18 protein-coding genes are annotated in these 19,472 nt (G+C 65.4%); 8 read left to right on the forward strand and 10 right to left on the reverse strand.

The window, feature by feature from the left end; all coding sequences use genetic code 11:
• Positions 1–74: 74 nt before the first annotated feature.
• The 5 genes from ACVIYL_RS13660 to ACVIYL_RS13680 form a co-directional block, all read right to left on the reverse strand.
• The gene (locus tag ACVIYL_RS13660; protein WP_456778827.1) at positions 75–1,862 is read right to left on the reverse strand and encodes a flavin-containing monooxygenase; all 1,788 of its coding nucleotides are present in this window, start codon (positions 1,860–1,862) and stop codon (positions 75–77) included.
• 111 nt (positions 1,863–1,973) lie between these two features.
• On the reverse strand, positions 1,974–3,059 hold the full coding sequence (locus ACVIYL_RS13665) for a DUF2855 family protein (RefSeq protein ID WP_456778828.1): 1,086 nt from the start codon (positions 3,057–3,059) through the stop codon (positions 1,974–1,976).
• A 104-nt stretch (positions 3,060–3,163) separates the two neighbouring features.
• Positions 3,164–4,681, reverse strand: coding sequence for an acyl-CoA synthetase (locus tag ACVIYL_RS13670; RefSeq protein WP_456778829.1), 1,518 nt, complete (start codon positions 4,679–4,681; stop codon positions 3,164–3,166).
• 15 nt (positions 4,682–4,696) lie between these two features.
• On the reverse strand, positions 4,697–5,887 hold the full coding sequence (locus ACVIYL_RS13675; RefSeq protein ID WP_456778830.1) for an ABC transporter substrate-binding protein: 1,191 nt from the start codon (positions 5,885–5,887) through the stop codon (positions 4,697–4,699).
• Between the two features lie 29 nt (positions 5,888–5,916).
• A complete protein-coding gene (locus tag ACVIYL_RS13680) occupies positions 5,917–6,888 on the reverse strand; it encodes an NAD(P)H-dependent flavin oxidoreductase (protein WP_253606625.1) in 972 nt (323 codons plus the stop codon).
• A gap of 195 nt (positions 6,889–7,083) precedes the next feature.
• Here ACVIYL_RS13680 and ACVIYL_RS13685 point away from each other — a divergent pair, with 195 nt between their 5' ends.
• Complete coding sequence (locus ACVIYL_RS13685) at positions 7,084–7,971, forward strand: LysR family transcriptional regulator (RefSeq protein WP_456778831.1); 888 nt, start codon at positions 7,084–7,086, stop codon at positions 7,969–7,971.
• 111 nt (positions 7,972–8,082) lie between these two features.
• On the opposite strand, the gene ACVIYL_RS13690 is transcribed toward ACVIYL_RS13685, so the two are convergent.
• Together ACVIYL_RS13690 and ACVIYL_RS13695 are read right to left on the reverse strand one after the other, a co-directional pair.
• The gene (locus ACVIYL_RS13690; protein ID WP_456781819.1) at positions 8,083–9,645 is read right to left on the reverse strand and encodes a glycoside hydrolase family 17 protein; all 1,563 of its coding nucleotides are present in this window, start codon (positions 9,643–9,645) and stop codon (positions 8,083–8,085) included.
• Positions 9,646–9,811: 166 nt separating this feature from the next.
• Positions 9,812–10,465 carry a DNA-3-methyladenine glycosylase family protein gene (locus ACVIYL_RS13695; protein ID WP_456781820.1) on the reverse strand — a complete coding sequence of 218 codons (654 nt, stop codon included), beginning with the start codon at positions 10,463–10,465 and terminating at the stop codon, positions 9,812–9,814.
• Between the two features lie 133 nt (positions 10,466–10,598).
• On the opposite strand from ACVIYL_RS13695, the gene gluQRS reads away from it, so the two are divergent.
• Positions 10,599–11,468 carry a tRNA glutamyl-Q(34) synthetase GluQRS gene (gene gluQRS / locus ACVIYL_RS13700; RefSeq protein WP_456781821.1) on the forward strand — a complete coding sequence of 290 codons (870 nt, stop codon included), beginning with the start codon at positions 10,599–10,601 and terminating at the stop codon, positions 11,466–11,468.
• Between the two features lie 115 nt (positions 11,469–11,583).
• Positions 11,584–12,945, forward strand: coding sequence for an ATP-binding protein (locus tag ACVIYL_RS13705; RefSeq protein WP_456778832.1), 1,362 nt, complete (start codon positions 11,584–11,586; stop codon positions 12,943–12,945).
• Here ACVIYL_RS13705 and ACVIYL_RS13710 read toward each other — a convergent pair.
• Complete coding sequence (locus ACVIYL_RS13710) at positions 12,872–13,732, reverse strand: YihY/virulence factor BrkB family protein (RefSeq protein ID WP_456781822.1); 861 nt, start codon at positions 13,730–13,732, stop codon at positions 12,872–12,874. The genes ACVIYL_RS13705 and ACVIYL_RS13710 overlap by 74 nt on opposite strands.
• A gap of 166 nt (positions 13,733–13,898) precedes the next feature.
• On the opposite strand from ACVIYL_RS13710, the gene ACVIYL_RS13715 reads away from it, so the two are divergent.
• The 5 genes from ACVIYL_RS13715 to ACVIYL_RS13735 all read left to right on the forward strand — a co-directional run bounded on the left by ACVIYL_RS13715 (position 13,899) and on the right by ACVIYL_RS13735 (position 17,698).
• Positions 13,899–14,093 (forward strand): twin transmembrane helix small protein, encoded by a 195-nt coding sequence (locus ACVIYL_RS13715; RefSeq protein ID WP_456778833.1) that lies wholly within the window; start codon positions 13,899–13,901, stop codon positions 14,091–14,093.
• An 86-nt stretch (positions 14,094–14,179) separates the two neighbouring features.
• Positions 14,180–14,752 (forward strand): cob(I)yrinic acid a,c-diamide adenosyltransferase, encoded by a 573-nt coding sequence (locus ACVIYL_RS13720; RefSeq protein WP_456778834.1) that lies wholly within the window; start codon positions 14,180–14,182, stop codon positions 14,750–14,752.
• A 117-nt stretch (positions 14,753–14,869) separates the two neighbouring features.
• Entirely contained in the window at positions 14,870–15,619 is a 750-nt protein-coding gene (locus ACVIYL_RS13725; RefSeq protein WP_016845285.1) for an electron transfer flavoprotein subunit beta/FixA family protein, read from the forward strand.
• Positions 15,619–16,569: an electron transfer flavoprotein subunit alpha/FixB family protein gene (locus ACVIYL_RS13730; RefSeq protein ID WP_057017750.1), complete on the forward strand. Its 951-nt coding sequence runs from the start codon at positions 15,619–15,621 to the stop codon at positions 16,567–16,569. The genes ACVIYL_RS13725 and ACVIYL_RS13730 overlap by 1 nt, the downstream gene beginning before the upstream one ends.
• Before the next feature lie 247 nt (positions 16,570–16,816).
• Entirely contained in the window at positions 16,817–17,698 is an 882-nt protein-coding gene (locus tag ACVIYL_RS13735) for a 3-hydroxybutyryl-CoA dehydrogenase (protein ID WP_076827506.1), read from the forward strand.
• A gap of 133 nt (positions 17,699–17,831) precedes the next feature.
• Here the strand turns inward: ACVIYL_RS13735 and ACVIYL_RS13740 are convergent, their stop codons facing one another.
• On the reverse strand, positions 17,832–19,043 hold the full coding sequence (locus ACVIYL_RS13740) for an aminotransferase class I/II-fold pyridoxal phosphate-dependent enzyme (protein ID WP_456778835.1): 1,212 nt from the start codon (positions 19,041–19,043) through the stop codon (positions 17,832–17,834).
• Complete coding sequence (locus tag ACVIYL_RS13745; RefSeq protein WP_438075198.1) at positions 19,040–19,423, reverse strand: tautomerase family protein; 384 nt, start codon at positions 19,421–19,423, stop codon at positions 19,040–19,042. The genes ACVIYL_RS13740 and ACVIYL_RS13745 overlap by 4 nt, the downstream gene beginning before the upstream one ends.
• Positions 19,424–19,472 lie beyond the last annotated feature (49 nt).

Genomic DNA, 19,472 nt, shown 5'->3' on the forward strand with positions numbered 1-19,472 from the left:
GATGCGCAGCATCGAACCCGGAATCTCGAGGTTCCGGGTCTGCGCTTCGCGCATCCCGGAACGACGGCAGGTTTCTACGAAAGATCCGCCCGTGGCCCGACATCGCGCGTCAACAGGCCTTCCTCGATCGCCTTGATCTGCAATGCGAGATAGCGCGAGTTGATGCGGCATTGCGCGAGGCTGCCGGCGATGAACCACAGGCCGGGCTGCGGCGTGCGGGTGTACATGTTGCGCAGCTCCTGGCCGTCGCCAAAGCCCCAGATCGGGCCGACGCGCGCGGCCATCGCCTCGCCGAACAGTTTCTTGACCAGCTCTTCCTGCGGCCGGTAGCCGGTCGCGAGCACGATCAGGTCGGCGGCAACGATCTCGCCGTTCTTCAGCCGCGCGCCCTCGCTCACGAAGGTGTCGATGTCGGTGAATTGCTGCAGGGCGACCGCGCCGCTCGCGACGAGATCGGAGCAGCCGACGTTGAAGTAATAGCCGCCGCCGCGGGTCAGGTACTTGAACTGCCAGCCGGTGCCGCCATCGCCGAAATCAAGCTTGAAGCCCTTGCGCGTGAGGCCGTCGAGCAGCGGCTTGTCGAGCTCTTTCGACTGCTCGGTCATCAGCACATGGCTGCGTTTGGCGAGCACGAGCGGCATCGAGGTCGCGATCAGATCATTGTCCTCGAGCGTACCTTCATTGTAGGCGGCATAGGCCAACTGCGCCGACGGCTCGATATTGGTGATCAGCGTCGAGGAGCGCTGTACCAGCGTGACCTCGGCGCCCGAGGAATGCAGGTCCTGCGCGATGTCGTGGCCGCTGTTGCCGGTGCCGATCACGAGCGCGCGCTTGCCGGTCCAGTTCTCGCCGTCCTCGTAGCGGCTGGAATGCATGACCTTGCCGGAAAAATTCTTCAAACCGGGGATATCGGGCAGATTGGGGATGCCGCTGACGCCGGTTGCCATCACGACATGGCGCGGCTGCATCTTGCGGGTCGTGCCGTCGGCGCGGCGCAACTCGACGGTCCAACGCCCCGTTGCGTCGTCATAGCTGCCGCCGACAAATTCCGTGCCGGTCCAGAAGTTCAGCTCCATCGCATCAACATAGGATTCGAACCAGTTGGCGAGCTTGTCCTTCGGGATGTAGGTCGGCCAGTTCGGCGGGAATGGCATGTAGGGCAGGTGATTGACCTGTACCTGGTTGTGCAGGGTCAGCGCGTGATAGCGCTTGCGCCAATTGTCGCCGACGCGCGCCTCGCGGTCGACGATCAGCGCGTCGATCTTGAGCTGCTGCAGCCGCGCGGCGATCGCAAGCCCGGCCTGTCCGCCGCCGACCACCAGCACATCAGGGTTGCGGTCGGCATATTCGGCGGATGCCTTGCGCAGGTCGAGCCAGTTGGGGCCGCGGAAGTCGCGCGAATAGGACTGCCCGCGCGGCCTGGTGTGGCCCTGCTGCTCCTCAAAACCCTTCAGCTCCTCGAGCGCCGTCAGCAAGGTCCAGGCCTTCAGGCGATCGTCGTCGGCGGCATCGGGGATCAGCCGCACGATGCCGTGGCCGCGGCCAACCGCCGTCTCGAATTTGAAGATCGCCTCGATCGCATGGGTACCAGCGCGCGTCACCCGTCGGGGCGGGGCGCGATCGGCATCGATGCGGAAGTCATGCGGCGCGCTGTGACGCGCATGCGCCGGCAGCTCCTCGATGATTGCGAAGGCCCGGTTGACGGTCTGGATGTTCCAGCTCAGCGCCAGCACGTCGCGCCAGTAGCTGTCGGGATGGAACAGTGGCTTCAGCAGCACATCGTCCGGGCTCGCCAGCGCATCTTCGAACTGCACAAGCCAATTGTCGGCGGCGACCGAAATATCGTCCGTCTTGTCGAGCATTGAGCGTTTCTCGCCATCGGCCGCCTTGCTGATATTTTCGTGGCGGCGTTCCCTTTCCGCAAAGCCTATACCTATTCGAAGGCACGCAGAAAGGGCGCGACGAGATAGCGCCTATTCGGCCAGCGACAGGATCAGGCCTTGATCCGGCGGAACGCGGCCTTGCAGGGTATCGAGATAGGCCTCGCGCACCGCGGCCGGGCCGCGCAGCTCAACCACGTCAAGCCAATTCGGCAAATGCGGCACGAGCTCGGCCCAGGCGGCGCCAAAACGCTGGTCGATGCCGCCCGGTCCCCATTCCTTGGCGCGCTTGCGGATCTGGTCCGGGGCGAAGAACCATACCGGCTTGGCGCTGGGCAGCGTCGGCTCCTCCGCCTCGCTGGCGCGATGCGTCAGCCCGACCCGGCCGGAATAGACCATCTGCGCGCCGAAGTGCCGGTGCAGGGCCTCGCGGAGCGCACTGTTGCCGGCCATGTCGACATAGGCCGTCGGCTCGGCCGACGGCATAGCAGTGACCTGATCATAAGTGACGACCTCGTCGTAGCAGCCGAGCGAGCTGACGAAATCGACATTGCCCCTGGAGGTCAGCCCGATCACCGGGATACCCCGCTTGTGCACGAGATGGGCGAGCCCGAACGCGGTCTTGCTCGAGGCCGACGACAGGATGACGCGGCGTGCGCCGTAGAACGCATTCTCGGCCAGGAAGTCGTCGACCAGGAAGGACAGCATGAACAGCGGCAGCAGCAGCGCGCGGAAATCGCCCTGCCGGCCGGCATAGGTCGGATCGCCGGAGACGCGGGCGTAAGCGTTGTAGACCGGCGAGACCTCCTGCCGGTGCGCGGCGCCGTCGCGCAGGCCGCGCTTGCTGACGTCGGTAGCCTCGATCACCAGATGGGTCGCCATCGGGAAATAGCCGAACAGCGTTTCGCCGGCTGCGATCATCGGATGTTTCGATGCCAGCACCTCGCCGAAGCCCCACACCGGGATGATGCCGTAGCCTTCGGGCGCCGGGAACAGCTGCCAGTATTTCAGCTGCTCGCCGATCACGGCGTAGGTGATGTTGTTGGCGGTGAAGGCGAAGCGGGTCACCTTCACCAGCAGCGCATCGGCCGGCAGCGCCGCGGCATCGGGCAACTGCGTCTCGATCACCTTGCACTGCTGCAGATCGTTGCGGATGACGATGAAGTCGGTCGAGTTCATGGCGGTGATCCGGGCTCAGGATGTGCCGGCATCGTTGCGTCGATTGCCGGCCGTTTGCAACAGCAACTAAGTTTCAAACGCCGTTCGCTTCGCCGTCAGATCGTTCAGCCGAGCTGTCCTTCGCGGTAGAGGTCGCGCAGCTTGCGCTTGAAGATCTTGCCGGTGGCTTCCCGCGGCAACGCGTCCATGAAGCGGATATCCTTCGGCACCTTGAAATTGGCGAGCTTGTCGCGCAGGAAATCCTGGATCGCCGCAACCGAAAGCGTGATGCCTGCTTCCGGCTCGACGCAGGCGAACAGCCGCTCGCCGTATTCGTCGTCGGGAACGCCGAACACCGCGCAGTCGCGGACGCCTGCCATGCCGATAAGGGCATTCTCGATCTCGGCGGGATAGATGTTGACGCCGCCCGAGATCACCATGTCGCGCTTGCGGTCGCACAGGAACAGATAGCCGTCCGCGTCGAGATAGCCGACATCGCCGACGCTGATCAGTCCGTCGTGATCGGCCTCGGCGCGCGCCTTGGCGTTGCCGTGATAGTCGAAGTCCGAGATCAACGTCTGACGCATGAAGATCTCGCCGGGCTCGCCGACGTCGCATTGCGTCCCGTCGGGCCGGAAGATCTTGACGATGCCGCCTTCGATCGCGCGGCCGACGGTGCCGGGCTTGGCCAGCGCTTCGGCTGACGAATGCCAGACCGGGATGCCGGTCTCGGTCGAGCCGAGATATTCGTTGATGACCGGTCCCCACCACTCGATCATCGCGCGCTTGACGTCGACAGGGCAGGGCGCCGCGCCATGGACGATGAAGCGCAGCGACGACAGGTCGTAGCGGCGCCGCGTCTCCTCGGGCAGCCGCAACAGCCGCACGAACATCGTCGGCACCATATGCATGTGCGTGACATGGTGGCGCTCGATCAGTTGCAGCAGATCCTCCGGATCGAAGCGCGGCTCGAGCACGATCACACAGCCGTTGCGGAACGCGAGCATTCCATAGGAGTGCGGCGCCGAATGATACATCGGGCCGTTCATCAGGATCACCTGATCCTCGTTCGGCTTGACGCCATAGGTGATGGCGCCGACGCGCGCGGCCGCCGCCTGCTGCTCGGGCCGTATCGGCTTGCGCTTGACGCCCTTCGGCAGTCCGGTGGTGCCCGACGTGTAGAACATCGGCGCCGCGCCGATCGGTGCGTCGGTCAGTGGTTGGTGCGTCTCCCGCCAGACGTCCCAGTCGGTCATGCCGTCGGGCACGCGGGTGAGCGCCGGCGCCACGCCATAGGCCGCGGCGATCTCCGGCGGCGTCGTCACCACCAGCAGCTTGATTGCCGGCGGCAGCCCGTCGCGGATCTGCGGCAGCAGATCGGCGTGGCAGACCAGCGTGTCGGCGCCGCTGTCGGACAGGATGTAGGCGACCTCGTCGGCCTTCAGATGCCAGTTGATCGGCACCACCGGGCTGCCGAGCGCGGCCGAAGCCGCGACCACCTCGAACAGCGCGAAATCGTTGCGCAGCATCATGCCGACCGGCTTGCCGCCCTGCACGCCGAGCGCCCGGAAGCCGCTGGCCGCCCGCGCGATGCGGGCGTGAATGTCGCCGTAGCTGATCTGTCTTTCGCCGCTGATGATCATGTCGCGCCTCGTCTTCTAGCGATCGTCCAGGATCTCGCCGAAGCTGATCCAGCTCTTGCCGTTGAACCGGCGCAGCCGCAACTGCTGGAACGGCAGGTAGTCGTCCGGCCCGGTCGATACCGTCATGCCCGGCAACAATAGCGGCAGCGGAACGTCGCGCAATGACGCCGCCTGGCGCATGATGTTTTCGCGGCTGAAATCGTTCTTGCAGGCCTTCAGCACGGCCATCAGCAATGTCGCATAATGATAGCCCGCCGAGTAGTTCGAGTTGCTGAGGTCCGCATTGGGCAGGTACTGCTTCATGAAGGCAAGATAGTCCTTCACGGCGGGATCATCGGCCCATTGCGCATCCATCGTGTCCTTCTGGTTGCTGGACGAGATCAGGCCGACCGCGTTCTCGAGCCCGGCGGGCTCCAGGAACGAGATCGACGACGCGGAGGTCGGCACGAAGAACAGGTCCGGCCTCCAGCCGATCTCGGCCACGCCCTTGATCATCTGCGGCGTGAACTTGCCGAGCACGACACCGAACAGCACATCGGCACCGGACGCCTTCAGGGTCGCGAGCTGCGAGCTGATGGTGGGCGCTGAGGTCTCGTAGCTCGCTTCCGCGACGATCATGCTCGCGGCCTTGCCGCCGAGCGCACGCTTGAAGCCGGCGACATAGTCGCGGCCGAAATCGTCGTTCTGCGCAAGGATCGCGATCTTTGCGTCGGGCTTGGCCTGCAGCACATATTTGGCATAGACCACGCCCTCAGATTCGTAGGACGCCATGCCTGGCATGGTCCACGGATAGGTCTTCGGGTCGGCCCATTTGGTCGCGCCGCTCAGCACGAACAATTGCGGGATCTTCTTGCTGTTGAGATAGCGGTGCACGGCGTTGTTGGTGGCGGTTCCGAGCGAGCCGAACATCATCAGCACCTCCTCCTGCTCCACCAGCTTGCGGGTCTGCTCGACGGTCTTCGGCGGCGAATAGGCGTCGTCCAACGTGATGAATTTCACCTGCCGGCCGTTGATGCCGCCCTCCGCGTTGACCTTCGCGAAAAACGCTTCCTGGGCGCGGCCGATGGTGCCGAAGCCGGAGACCGGTCCGCTATAGGGCAGCGTCTGGCCGATTCGGATCGCTTCGTTGCCGTTGTCGGCGGCGGCCGTGCCGGCGATCGCGCAGACCGCAAGCGCGGCTGCCAGCGCGTGTTGCGCTCGTTTCATGGTTCACTCCCGGACTTTGTGAAACAGCGTCAGGCGCTGGTGCGCAGAAAGTCGCTGCGCGCCGCGGCGAACTCGGACTTGAGCCGCGCCACCAGTTCGGCGACCGGCGGGGCGTCGGTGATCTGGCCGATGCCCTGGCCCGAGCCCCAGATGTCGCGCCAAGCCTTGGCCTTCATGTTGCCGCCGGAGCCGAAGTTCATGCTGGATTTGTCGGCGACCGGCAGGTTGCCCGGATCGAGGCCTGCCGCCGCGATCGACGGTCCGAGATAGTTGCCGTGCACGCCGGTGAACAGGTTCGAATAGATGATGTCGTGCGCGGCGTATTCGGTCAGCGCCTGCTTGTACCTGATATCCGCGTTGGCTTCCGCGGTCGCGATGAAGCGGGTGCCGATATAGGCGAGGTCGGCGCCGAGCGCGAGCGCGGATGCGATGCTCCAGCCGTCGGAGATCGCGCCCGACAGCAGGATCGTGCCCTTGAACCATTGCTTGACCTCGCGCACCAGCGCGAACGGCGACAGCGTGCCGGCATGGCCGCCCGCGCCGGCGCAGACCAGGATCAGGCCGTCGACGCCCTGCTCGGCGGCCTTGCGCGCGTGCTTTACATTGATGACGTCGTGGAACACCACGCCGCCATAGGAGTGCGCGGCCTCGACGATTTCGGACGGCGGGCGCAGCGAGGTGATGATCACGGGCACCTTGTGCTTCACGCAGGTTTCCATGTCGCGCATCAGGCGGTCGTTGGAGGCGTGGCAGATTTGGTTGACGGCGTAGGGCGCGACCTTCGTCTCCGGATGCAGCGCCTGGTACTCGCCGAGCTCGTTCTCGATCTGGGTCAGCCATTCGTCGAGCTTTTCGGCCGGGCGGGCGTTCAGCGCCGGGAACGAGCCGACGATGCCGGCCTTGCACTGCGCGATCACGAGCTCGGGCCCCGAGACGATGAACAGCGGGGAGCCGACGACCGGCAGTTCAAGCTTGTTGGCGAGCGAAGCGGGCAGCGACATTTTCGGATCCTCCATGCGCGTCGCCCGGCCGGCGGTCGGGGCGGATCGCGATTTGTTATGATGACTGGAGCGGCGGCTCTCTTGGCGCGGCAATATCTTGGCGCGGCAATATAAGGCTGGACGGCTCGGTCATGGCGTTCAATATTGAACATCGGATCGACCAGAAATGAACGATGTCGCAGAAAGGGGAGCGGCATGGACTGGGAGCTTTGCAAGACATTCGTCGCGGTGGCGGAGACACGCAGCCTCGCCGGGGCGGCAAGGCGGCTGCGCATCAGCCACCCCACCGTCGGTCGCAACGTCGCGGCGCTCGAGCAGCAACTCGGCACACGCCTGTTCGCGCGTTCCAATGACGGTCTGTCGCTGACATCGCAGGGCCGCAAATTCCGCGAGCATGCCGAAGCGATGGCCGCGGCGGCTTTGCGCGCGGAGGCGGCCGCGTCCGCTACCGGCGGGCAGGCGCGCGGCGTCGTGAAGCTGTCGATCGGCGCGACGCTGGCCGCGCATTGGCTGATGCCGCGCCTCGGCCCGTTCCTGCGCGATCACGTCAACATCCAGCTCGAGATCATCACCCACCCGTTCCCGGCCAGCGTGCGCCGCCGCGAGGCCGACGTGGTGCTAAGGCCGGTCGATGCGGGCGAGGAGAACCTGATCGGGCGCAAGATCGGGCGGCTCGGCACCGGCTTCTACGCTTCCCGCGACTATGCGGCAGGCCGCAAGCTGCCGGAGCGGCGGGACGAGTGGCGGGGCCACCATGTGATCGGCTTTGCCGACCAGGCCTCGAACGCGCATCTGGCGCGCTGGAGCGACGTCATCACCCGACAGGGCACGCTGGTGATGCGCTGTTCATCGCAGGGCGACATGCTCGCGGCGGCGCGGGCCGGGCTCGGGATTTGCGCGCTGTCCTGCCTGGTCGGGGCCGACTACCCCGATCTGGTGCGGGTCGCGCCGCAAAAGCTCTCGAGCCTTTCCGATCTCTGGCTGCTCGCCCATCCCGATCTGGTCGAGCTTCCCGCGGTGCGCGCCGTCATCGGCTTCGTCACCGACTGCGCGCGCGAGGATCGCGTCAGGCTGCGCGGCTAGAGCGTTTTCGAGCGAAGTGGATACTGGTTCGCGTGAAGAAAACGCGTCAAAACAAGAATCTAGAGCGCCGTTCCGATTCCATCGGAACGGGAAACGCTCTAGGTCGCGTTGTCAGGCACGCGCCCGCAACAGCGTCACCGCGAGTAGAAGGAAGGCCGCGCAGGTCCACAGCGACTGCCAGTTCTCCGCCCCTTCGTTGAATCCTGTGTAGATCGCCGTTGCAATGAAAATGCCGGCAAAGATCGACTCCGCCAGTGGGCGGATTCCCTTGGTGGGAGGATTGAGCAGCGTCACGGCCGCAAAGGGCACCGCCGCCATGGTGAGAGGCGCAAAGGGGAAGTCAATGAAGCGCGGGTCGAACACGAGACCGATTGCGGTCGCCGTGCCGATCACGACGGTGATCATCAAGGCCAGTCCGTGCAGGGTCACCAGCACCGATTCAGTGTGGTGACCCTTCGGACCCAACACTTCGAAAAAGCTGGGCGGTGCGCGGCCCGACATCAGGGCGTTGGCGCTCAACACCGGCGAAGCCGTGGCCGCCATCAGAAGCGAGCCCCAGACCAGCCAGCCTCCCGTTCCGTAGCTTTCATAGACCAATCTTTGCTCGGCGACGCCAAACAGGATTCCGGCTGTGGTCGCCGATAGCGCGACCGCAAGCCATGACGCGAATGCGGGTTTTCTCGGCTTGCGGCGCAAGGTCAGCCATGCCGCGCCGAATACCAGGATCGCCAGCGCCATTCCGCTGCACATTTGCAGCTTCCAGAGCGGAAAATTGCTGACCGGCTGGCCCGGCGGATATTTCGGCATGCGCTGCTCGGAATCGAACAGGCCCCAGGAGCCGCCGACTGTGCCCTCGATCTCCCGCTTCCATCCTTCGTCATAGGCCTCGAACAGGTTAACGCGGAAATGCTCGCGCCGGGCAAGGTCGAGGACCTCCGAAACCACTCGCGCCTGATTGATACGCGACGGCAGCGCGGACTCGCGCATGCGCCCCTCGCTGGGCCAGCCGATTTCTCCGATAAAGATTTCCTTGCCTGGAAAAGCCGCCGCGATCTGCCGGCGCATCTCGTCGGCATGAGCAGCGGCATCTTCCGCCCGGATTGGAACATTTTCCCAATAGGGCAGGATGTGAACCGTGACGAAGTCGACGGCGTCGGAAAGCTCGCGATTGCTCAGCCAGAATTCCCAGACGTCGGCGTAGGTGACGGGCACGGAGACCTGCGCCTTGATCGAGCGGATCGTGGCGGCAAGGTCGGAAGCCGACATTTCCTTGCGCAGCAAGACCTCGTTGCCGACCACGAGCGCGATGATGGTTTCCGGATATTCCTGGGCGAGGCGGATCGCGGTGGCGACCTGCGTTGCATTCTTCTTGCGGTCCCGATCGAGGAAGATGCCCTGGATGACCTTCAGCCCAGCCTTGGCCGCGAGTGCGGGAATCTGATCGAGACCAAGATCGGTCGCATAGGTGCGGATGCAGTCGGATATCTTCGCGAGTTGCGCGAGGTCTTCCGCGATCTGTTCCGGCGAGACCTGCGTCGCCGGCGAAAGTGATGTCTGATTGTTACGGAACGGCGCGTACGAGATGCATTGCACCTTGTCGTTCGGATCGATCGGCGCGCGCGGGAGGTTGACCGGGATGCCGAGCCACCACCACACCGCGGCGATCGCGCCCAGGGATATCGAGAGAAGCGTCAGCGGGATACGGAGAGAAATCAGGTCCGTCTCCTTGCAATAAGGACGTGCTGCGCGTGCAAAATGGGCGAGGCCGGCAAATTGAAAAACTATATCGCTGCTGATTCTATATCACGCGATCACGCAGTTGGTGTGTTTTTCTCGACGACTACTTTGCACCGGCGATCACGCCCTCGCGATTTCTGAGCACGCGATAATACGCCCACCACAGATGCGCTGCGGCGCCGCGCAGCGGACGCCATGGCTCGGCAAGCGGCGCCATCTGCTTCGGCGTCGGCCGCTCCTTCAAGCCGAGCCCGATCTTGACCGCTTCCTGCACGGCGAGGTCGCCCGCGGGCCAGGCATCGCCATGGCCGAGGCAGAACAGCAGATAGACATCGGCGGTCCACGGGCCGATCCCGGGCAGCGCGGTCAGCGTGTTGTGCGCCGCATCGGCCTCCTCATTGGCAAGGACGTCGAGGTTCAGCCGCTCCTCGGCGAGCTCGCGCGCGATGTGCTTCAGCGTCTTGATCTTGGCCGCCGACAGCCCGAGCCGGCCGAGCCGGTCGGTCCGCGCCTTGCGGATCGCGTCATGGTGGAACGGGTCGAATGCCGTGCTGACGCGCCCCCAGATCGCCGCCGCACTCGCGGTCGAGAGCTGCTGGCCGCAGATGATCGCGGCAAGCCCGGCAAATCCGGGCTCGCGCTGCCGGATCGCCGGCATGCCGGTCAGCTCCAGGATCGGGCGCAGGCGGCGGTCCTGGTCGACCAGCTTGTGGATCGCGTCGTCGAGGTCGGCCTGGGTTTCGAGGTGAATCAGCATTTGCGGGGTCTGCATCGGCTTGTCAGGCGCGGGCTTGACCCGCGCATCGATCTCCTATCGTAACAGAGTCTTGTCCGGGCGCATGAACCAGAGTCGCCGGGGTAAGTCCGGCAATGACGCGTGACCGATGACCATGCCACCCGTTTTCCGCTTCGCGCCGAGTCCGAACGGCTACCTGCATCTCGGCCACGCCTATTCGGCGCTGCTCAACCACGACCTCGCGCGGCAGTCCGGCGGACGCTTGCTGCTGCGGATCGAGGACATCGACGCGACGCGCTGCCGGCCGGAATTCGAGCAGGCGATCTACGAGGATCTGGCTTGGCTAGGCATCGCCTGGGAGACCCCGGTGCGGCGGCAGTCAGAGCATTTCGCCGCCTATGGCGCGGCGCTCGACCGCCTGTCGGCCCAGCGGCTGGTCTACCCGAGCTTCGAAAGCCGGGCCGAGATCGCGCGGCTGGTCGCGGAGCGCGAGGCCGGGGGCGCGTGGCCGCGCGATCCGGACGGCGCGCCGCTTTATCCGGGGCTAGCCAAATCGCTGTCGGCCGAGGCGCGCGACCGGCTGATCGGGCAGGGCGCGCCGTTCGCGTTACGGCTCGACATGGCCTCAGCCCGCGCGCACGCCGGCGAGCTGCGCTGGCTGGAAGCGGGCGAGGGGCCGGCTGGCGAGAGCGGAGACGTCGTGGCCCGGCCTGAGGCCTGGGGCGACGTGATCCTGGCGCGCAAGGAGACCCCAACCAGCTACCATCTCTCGGTCGTGATCGATGACGCCCTGCAGGGCGTTACCGATGTCGTCAGGGGCGTTGACCTGTTCTGGTCGACCAGCGTGCATCGGCTGTTGCAGGAACTGCTCGGCCTGCCCGCGCCAAACTACCGGCACCACCGGCTGATCCGAGACGCGGCCGGCCAAAAGCTGTCGAAATCGACCCAGGCGACCGGACTGCGCGAATTGCGGGCGGCTGGGGCGAGCCCGGCCGATATCCGCCGCCTGGTCGGTTTGCAGTAGATTTTGGCCATTTGATCGCATCATGGCGTTTTGCGCAGGCGCGCCGTAAACGTCGCCGTGACTCCGGCCCGCCTGGCATGCCATGTTGTTGACCGGGGCGGGGATCACGGAGACCATGGCGTCAAAATCGCGCGCACGGCGCAGCAAGCGGCCATCCAAAAGGACGCCGCCGAAGGCGCGCGCCGCCAAACCGCGTGCTGCCAAGACACGAACTGCCAAAACACGAACTGCCAAGACAGGTGCCGCCAAGACGCGAACGGCCAAGGCCCGCGCCGCCAAGGTGGCCGCCAGGCCGCGCCGCAAGCGGGCCGTGCCGAAGCCGGCCCCGAAGGCCGGTCCCGGCATGGTCGATACTGCACTTGCCGCCTTTGCCCATGAGGTGCGGACGCCGCTCACCGGAATCCTTGCGATCAGCAATCTGCTCGCGACATCCGATCTCGGCGAGCGCGAGCGGCGCTGGGTCGATACCATCAAGGCCGGCGCCGAGCATCTGGCGAGCCTTGCGACCCTGTTCGTCGACGCCGCCCGGAGCGAGGGGCCGGGGCTCGAGATCCGGCAGGATTTCTTCGACCTGCGCACGCTGGCGCGTCACGCAGCGGATTCGCTCGCCGGCCGCGCGGCGGCCAAGGGGCTGCAGGCTTCCGTCGAGGTCTCCGACCAGTTGCCTGCCTTCGCGGTCGGCGATCCCGTCCGCCTGCGCGCGGCGCTGGAAAATCTGATCGACAACGCGGTGAAGTTCACCGAGCAGGGCAGCATTGAGCTGCGTATCGTTCCGGTGGGCACGGTGAAGGGAAGGTCCGGCGACAAGATCGGCGTCGCGTTCGCGATCTCCGACAGCGGGATCGGCCTGACGCTATCGGAGGTCAAGCGCCTGTTCCGGCCGTTCTCGCAGGCCAACGTCTCGATCGCCGCGCGGTTCGGCGGCGCCGGGCTCGGCCTGTCGTCCGTCAGGCAGCTCGCGCGCGCCATGGGCGGCGACATCGTCGCGGACCGGCGCGCCGGCGGGGGCACCACCTTCACGCTCAAGGTGGAACTGGCGCCCGCCGAAGGGCCGGCCGGCACCGCCTCCGGCGAGAGCGCGGCGGCGCTGCTGTCGCAAGGGCTGCGGCTGCTCAGTGTCGAGGACAATCCGTTCGGCCGCGTCGTGCTCAACACGATCCTGACCGAACTCGGTCACCACGCCGAATTCGTCGGTCAGGGCGAGGCCGCGCCCGACCGGCTCGTGCAGGGCGCCTTCGACGCCGTGCTGATGGACATGGTGCTGCCCGGCATCGGCGGCATCGAGGCGATCAAGCGCATCCGCGCGCTGCCGCCGCCGCACGGCCGCATCGTGATTGTCGGGATTTCCGGCCGGGCCGAGGACGAGGCCGCAGCGCGCGCTGCCGGCGCCGACGGCTTCCTGGTCAAGCCTGTGTCCCCGCGGGCGCTCGCGACTGCGCTGCATGAAGCGACACGCCGTGCGGCAACCGCGACTTGATGATCGCCGCGTTCAACTCGCCGCCGAACACGAAGATCGCGGCGATGAAATACAGGAACACCAGTGCGATCACCACCGAGGCCAGCCCCGCATACATCGTGACGTAGTTGTTGGCGAAGCGTGCGAGGTACATGCCGAAGCCGATGCCCGAGAGCAGCGAGGCCACCATGGTGAAGATGATGCCGGGCAGGATTTGCGTGAAGCTGCGACGGCCCGCCGGCAGCCAGGCGTGCAGGATGAAAAGCGCGACGACCAGCGCCAGGATCGTGACGCCGTAACGGGCGGTGTTGAGCAGGCTCTCGTTCGATTCGACGAAGAACGGGATATAGCGCCGCGCCGCCTCGATGATCAGCGGTCCGAGCACGATCAGGAAAGCCATCGCGAGCGAGGTGAACGCCGCGACCAGCGTGTAGCCGATCGACTCCAGCCGCAGCCAGTACCAGCGCCGCGGCTCGATCACGGCGTAGGCACGGTTCAGCGCCACCCGCAGCGCCTCGACGCCGTTGGAGGCGAAGTAGACCGCGAGCACCGCGCCGATGGTCAGGATATCGCCGCGGGTTTTGGTCAGCACGTCGTGGATCTGGCCGGACAGCGCCTCGGCGACCTGCTGCGGCCAGACCTGCAGCATCAGCCCGACCGCCTGGTCGGCGAGTTGCTTGGAGCCGAAGAAGCCGGCCACCGAGGTCAGCACGATCAGGAACGGAAACAGTGCCATCAGCGTCGACAGCGCGATGTGGCTCGCGATCGCCCAGCCGTCGTCGGCGAGGAACGTGTAAAACGCATCCATCACGACGTGGGTGACGTAACGAAGCTGCTTCACATTCCACCCGGCATTGTCGAAAACCGCTCGGCCCGAGAACGGACCCAGCATCTGATATTACGCGCTGAAAAGCCAGTTGGTTGCATGGCCGGGCTGTGTGGAAGTCCGCGTCCTGCGGTGTTATGTACCGCAAATGACATCTCTCCTCAGCACGATCATTCTTCCCATCGCCGTCGGCGCCGTCGCGCTGGTGCTCCTGCTCGGCCTCATCAACATGATGAAGGGCGGCCCGCCGAACACGTCGCAGAAGCTGATGCGGCTGCGCGTGCTGCTGCAGTTCGTCGCCATCGTCATCGCAATGCTCGCGGTCTGGGCGATGGGGCGTTAGGTGAGGTAGATTTGTCGGGCTATTCTCCACCTCTCCCGATCGGAGTGGTGGACTCGAACATCGAACATCGAACACCGGAGCCTGCCATGGTTGTTCTCAATCGGATCTACACGCGCACCGGCGATGACGGCACCACCGCGCTCGGCTCCGGCGAGCGGCGGCCGAAATACGATCTGCGCATTGCCGCCTATGGCACGGTCGACGAGACCAATGCCGCGATCGGCGTGGTGCGGCTGCATCTTGCCGGCAGCCCCGAGGTCGATGCGATGCTCGGCCGGATCCAGAACGATCTGTTCGATCTCGGCGCCGACCTCGCGGTGCCCGAGCGCGAGGGCAAGGCCGAACGTCTGCGGATGCTGGCAAGCCAGGTCGAGCGGCTCGAGCGCGATATCGACAGCCTGAACGACCAGCTCGCGCCGCTGACCTCGTTCGTGCTGCCCGGCGGCACGCCTGCCTCTGCCTATCTGCATCTCGCCCGGACGATATGTCGCCGCGCGGAACGGATGATGGTGGAACTCGCCGCCCAACCCGACGAGCCGGTCAATCAGGCTGGCATCCAGTATATGAACCGCCTGTCGGATTTCCTGTTCGTTGCCAGCCGCTTCCAGAACAGTAAGGGAGCGGGAGACGTGTTGTGGGTGCCGGGCCAGAACCGCTAAACTGGTTCAAAACCGGGGGACGGTTTTTTGGCTTTGGCGCGTTGACCGGGAGAAACGGGACCTTTAGGTTCCGCGCCAGCCAACCGAAACCCATAAAATCAAAGCGAAAGAGGATCGATGAAGGTTCTTGTGCCGGTAAAGCGGGTCGTCGACTACAACGTCAAGGTCCGCGTCAAGAGTGACGGGACGGGCGTGGAGCTCGCCAACGTCAAGATGTCGATGAACCCGTTCGACGAAATCGCCGTCGAGGAAGCGCTGCGGCTGAAGGAAGCCGGCAAGGCGACCGAAGTGGTGGTGGTGTCGATCGGACCCGCGCAGGCCTCCGAGACCATTCGCACCGGACTGGCGATGGGCGCCGACCGCGGCATCCTGGTCAAGGCCGAAGGCAATGTCGAACCGCTCGCGGTTGCCAAGATCCTGAAGGCGGTGGTCGAGGCGGAGCAGCCCGGCCTCGTCATTCTCGGCAAGCAGGCGATCGACGACGACTCGAACCAGACCGGCCAGATGCTGGCCGCGCTGCTCGGCTGGTCGCAGGCGACCTTCGCCTCCAAGCTCGAGGTCGAAGGATCCGACTTCAAGGTCACCCGCGAAGTCGACGGCGGACTGCAGACCATCAAGCTCAAGGGCCCGGCGATCGTCACCACCGACCTGCGCCTGAACGAGCCGCGCTATGCGTCGCTGCCCAACATCATGAAGGCGAAGAAGAAGCCGATCGACGACAAGAGCGTCGCTGACTACGGCGTCGATGTGACGCCGCGTCTGGAAGTGCTGAAGACCGCGGAACCGGCAGGCCGCAAGGCGGGCGTCAAGGTCAAGGACGTCGCCGAACTCGTGAACAAGCTCAAGACCGAAGCCGGGGTTCTCTGATGACGACGCTGTTGATTGCTGAACACGACCACGAGACGCTGAAGGACGCGACCAACAAGGCGCTGACCGCGGCGAGCCAGCTCGGCGGCGATGTCCATGTGCTGGTTGCCGGTGGCGGCCAGGGCACCAAGGCGGCGGCGGAAGCAGCCGCCAAGCTTGCCGGCGTCACCAAGGTGCTGGTGGCCGAAGGCCCCGCCTATGAGCACGACCTTGCCGAGCCGCTGGCTGCGCTGATCGTCGCGCTGGCTCCTGGCTATGACGCGTTCGTCGCGCCCGCGACCTCGCGCTTCAAGAATGTGATGCCGCGCGTCGCGGCCTTGCTGGACGTCATGCAGGTCTCCGAGATCATCAAGGTCGTCGCCCCCGACACCTTCGAGCGGCCGATCTATGCCGGCAACGCGATCCAGACCGTGAAGTCGAAGGACGCCAAGAAGGTGATTACGGTGCGCACCTCGACCTTCGCCGCCGCCGGCGAAGGCGGCAGCGCTGCGATCGATAACGCCGCTGCGGCCGCCGATCCCGGCCTGTCGACGTTCGTCGGCGAGGAAGTCGCCAAGAGCGACCGTCCCGAGCTGACCTCGGCCAAGATCATCGTCTCGGGCGGCCGCGCCATGCAGAGCCGCGAGAACTTCGCCAAGTACATCGAGCCGCTCGCCGACAAGCTCGGCGCCGGCGTCGGCGCCTCGCGCGCCGCGGTCGATGCCGGCTATGCGCCGAACGACTGGCAGGTCGGCCAGACCGGCAAGGTGGTGGCTCCGGAACTTTATGTCGCGGTCGGCATCTCCGGCGCGATCCAGCATCTGGCCGGCATGAAGGACTCCAAGGTGATCGTCGCCATCAACAAGGATGAGGACGCGCCGATCTTCCAGGTCGCCGATTACGGCCTGGTCGCCGACCTCTACCAGGCGGTTCCGGAGCTAACCGAAGCGCTCGGCAAGCTCGGAAAGTAAGCGACAAGACACCGGCCGGATGGGTAAGCTCCGGCCGGTGTTATTATTTTCGAGGCAATGATCCGGAAACGTTTTTCCGAAAGGATCATGCTCGACAGGGGAAATGGGACCCGGATGTGATGACCTGTCATCACATCATGGTCCCGGGAAACGTTTTCCGGCGGATTGGGCAACCCGGAAGGCTTTACTTCGGGTATCGTTGGAATTGGGCAGGCGCGATGTACGCGCCGTTCCGGTGGATGACAAGATGACGGTGGCAATCAAAAAGGTCGGCGTGATCGGTTCGGGTCAGATGGGCAATGGCATTGCCCATGTGGCGGCGCTGGCCGGCTTCGACGTGGTGCTCAATGACGTGTCCGGCGACCGGCTGAAGTCGGCGCTGGCGACCATCAACGGCAATCTGACCCGGCAGGTCGCGAAGAAGGCGATCAGCGAGAGCGACCGCAAGCAGGCGCTCGACCGCATCGCCTCCGCCGAGTCGCTCGACGCGCTCGCCGATTGCGATCTCGTGATCGAGACCGCGATCGAGAAGGAAGAGACCAAGCGCAAGATCTTCCACGAGGTCTGTGCGGTACTGAAGCCGGAGGCGATCGTCGCGACCAACTCGTCGTCGATCTCGATCACAAGGCTCGCCGCCTCGACCGACCGCCCGGAGAAGTTCATCGGCATTCATTTCATGAATCCGGTGCCGGCGATGGAACTGGTCGAGTTGATCCGCGGCATCGCCACCGACGACATGACCTTCGACACCGCCAAGGCGTTCGTCGCCAAGCTCGGCAAACAGGTCGCGGTGTCGGAAGATTTCCCCGCCTTCATCGTCAACCGCATCCTGTTGCCGATGATCAACGAGGCGATCTACACGCTGTATGAAGGCGTCGGTAACGTCGAGGCGATCGATGCCGCGATGAAGCTCGGCGCGCACCATCCGATGGGCCCGCTCGAGCTCGCCGATTTCATCGGCCTCGACACCTGCCTGTCGATCATGCAGGTGCTGCACGAGGGGCTGGCCGACTCCAAGTACCGGCCGTGTCCGCTGCTGGTGAAGTATGTCGAGGCCGGCTGGCTCGGACGCAAGAGCCAGCGTGGGTTCTACGACTATCGCGGCGACAAGCCGATCCCGACGCGGTAATCCGCATCGCGTCAGATCAGTGCCCGCAGCAGTGCAAGCGTCGCGGGCACCAGACCGACAATCATCGTCACACCCGTTCCAAGTCCGAGCAGATGTGCTGTCAGCGCGAGGCGCGGGCTCCGTCCGTGAGGCGTCATTGCAGTGCCGCGCAGGCGCACTTCAGCCGCCTTGCGGCCTCCTCGATGGTCGATGACGGGTTGGCGAAGCTGAGGCGGATATAGGGCGACAGCCCGAGATCCTCGCCGGGAAACACTGCCACGTCGGCCGCCTCGAGCAGATAGGCCGAGAAATCGCGGTCGGTCCGGATCACTCTGCCGTCGGGCGCGCGCTTGCCGATTATGCCGGCGCAGGCGACCAGCAGATAGAACGTGCCTTCCGGCGGTGTGCAGGACAGCCCGGCGCATTCGTTCACGAGTTCGGCAAAGCGGTCACGCTTGGCGCGCAGGATGGCGGCACGCGCAAGCAGCACATCCTGCGCGCCGTCGAGCGCGGCAATTGCCGCGGCCTGGCTGATCGACGACGCGCCGGACGTGGTCTGCGACTGGATCGTGATCATCGCGCGGATCAGCGCCGCGGGTCCGGCGGCATAGCCGATGCGCCATCCCATCATGGCGTAGCTCTTGGCGAGGCCACTGACGGTCAGCGTCCGCGGCTTCAGGCGCGGCTCGATTTCCGCAAGCGTCGGCGCGGGTGCGCCATTGAACACGATGTGCTCGTAGAGCCCGTCGGCCAGCACCCGGATGTCCGGATGCCGCAGCAGGACCGTGGCGATCTCGGACAGATCATCACGCGAATACAGCGCGCCGGATGGGTTGACCGGATTGTTGACGATGATCCAGCGGGTTCGCGCCGAGATCGCCGCCTGCAAATCCTCCGCGCGCAGCTTGAAGCCGTTGTTCTGCGCACACGGCACCACCACCGGCGCCGCGCCGGCCAGCCGCACCTGATCGAGATAGGGCGCCCAATACGGCGCGGGGATGATCACCTCGTCGTCGAGCGCCAGGGTCGCCAGCAGCGCGTTGAACAGCGCCTGCGTCGAGCCGTTGGTGATGACGATCTCGTCCAGACCATAGTCGAGATGATGGTCGCGCAGCAGCGCGGCCCGCACCGCCCGCTTCAGTTCCGGCGTGCCGTCGACATCGGTGTAACGGGTCTCGCCGCGCAATGCCGCTGCATGCGCCGCCGCGATCACATGGTCCGGTGTCGGGAAGTCCAGATTGCCCGACGACAGCTCGATGATGTCGCGCCCGGCAGCTCGCAGTTCGCGGGCGCGGCGGCGCAGCACTGATGCGGGCGATGCCGTGATGCCGCTCATGCGCGGCGAGAGGGTCGGTGCAGCGGTCATCGGACGTACTGCGCCTCGCCGTTGCCGAACGACCAGTTCTCGGGGAGCACCTCGACCAGGTTGATGAAGATGTCCTCGGCGCGCAGGCCGGGGCTTTCGGTCAGCCGTTCGGCGATCCGTCGATAGAGCTTCTGCTTCTGCGCCACCGGGCGGGTGTTGCTGACCGTGATCTGAATGATGATCAGGTCAGCGCTGCGCCTGATGCCGAGATAGTCGGCGCCATAGATGAAATCGCCGTCGTCGTGCTCGGAGATCGTCATGAAACGATCGCCTTCCGGCACGTCGAAGGTCTCGCGCATGGCGCGATAAAGGCTTTCGAGAACGGCCTTGCGGTAGGCGGCGGGCTTGCCCCGTCGCAATGAAACGCGGGTCAGCGGCATGATGGTGGCTCTCCTGGTGGCGTCACGGGCCGCCGATCCTAGGGGCTCC

The organism is Bradyrhizobium sp. USDA 3315 (assembly GCF_054056795.1).

Bases quoted from the DNA above. Each gene is read 5' to 3' on its own strand.
- ACVIYL_RS13660 (WP_456778827.1), bottom strand. From the start codon at position 1,862: ATGCTCGACAAGACGGACGATATTTCGGTCGCCGCCGACAATTGGCTT.
- ACVIYL_RS13665 (WP_456778828.1), bottom strand. From the start codon at position 3,059: ATGAACTCGACCGACTTCATCGTCATCCGCAACGATCTGCAGCAGTGC.
- ACVIYL_RS13670 (WP_456778829.1), bottom strand. From the start codon at position 4,681: ATGATCATCAGCGGCGAAAGACAGATCAGCTACGGCGACATTCACGCC.
- ACVIYL_RS13675 (WP_456778830.1), bottom strand. From the start codon at position 5,887: ATGAAACGAGCGCAACACGCGCTGGCAGCCGCGCTTGCGGTCTGCGCG.
- ACVIYL_RS13680 (WP_253606625.1), bottom strand. From the start codon at position 6,888: ATGTCGCTGCCCGCTTCGCTCGCCAACAAGCTTGAACTGCCGGTCGTC.
- ACVIYL_RS13685 (WP_456778831.1), top strand. From the start codon at position 7,084: ATGGACTGGGAGCTTTGCAAGACATTCGTCGCGGTGGCGGAGACACGC.
- ACVIYL_RS13695 (WP_456781820.1), bottom strand. From the start codon at position 10,465: ATGCTGATTCACCTCGAAACCCAGGCCGACCTCGACGACGCGATCCAC.
- gluQRS (WP_456781821.1), top strand. From the start codon at position 10,599: ATGCCACCCGTTTTCCGCTTCGCGCCGAGTCCGAACGGCTACCTGCAT.
- ACVIYL_RS13705 (WP_456778832.1), top strand. From the start codon at position 11,584: ATGGCGTCAAAATCGCGCGCACGGCGCAGCAAGCGGCCATCCAAAAGG.
- ACVIYL_RS13710 (WP_456781822.1), bottom strand. From the start codon at position 13,732: ATGGATGCGTTTTACACGTTCCTCGCCGACGACGGCTGGGCGATCGCG.
- ACVIYL_RS13715 (WP_456778833.1), top strand. From the start codon at position 13,899: ATGACATCTCTCCTCAGCACGATCATTCTTCCCATCGCCGTCGGCGCC.
- ACVIYL_RS13720 (WP_456778834.1), top strand. From the start codon at position 14,180: ATGGTTGTTCTCAATCGGATCTACACGCGCACCGGCGATGACGGCACC.
- ACVIYL_RS13725 (WP_016845285.1), top strand. From the start codon at position 14,870: ATGAAGGTTCTTGTGCCGGTAAAGCGGGTCGTCGACTACAACGTCAAG.
- ACVIYL_RS13730 (WP_057017750.1), top strand. From the start codon at position 15,619: ATGACGACGCTGTTGATTGCTGAACACGACCACGAGACGCTGAAGGAC.
- ACVIYL_RS13735 (WP_076827506.1), top strand. From the start codon at position 16,817: ATGACGGTGGCAATCAAAAAGGTCGGCGTGATCGGTTCGGGTCAGATG.
- ACVIYL_RS13740 (WP_456778835.1), bottom strand. From the start codon at position 19,043: ATGACCGCTGCACCGACCCTCTCGCCGCGCATGAGCGGCATCACGGCA.
- ACVIYL_RS13745 (WP_438075198.1), bottom strand. From the start codon at position 19,423: ATGCCGCTGACCCGCGTTTCATTGCGACGGGGCAAGCCCGCCGCCTAC.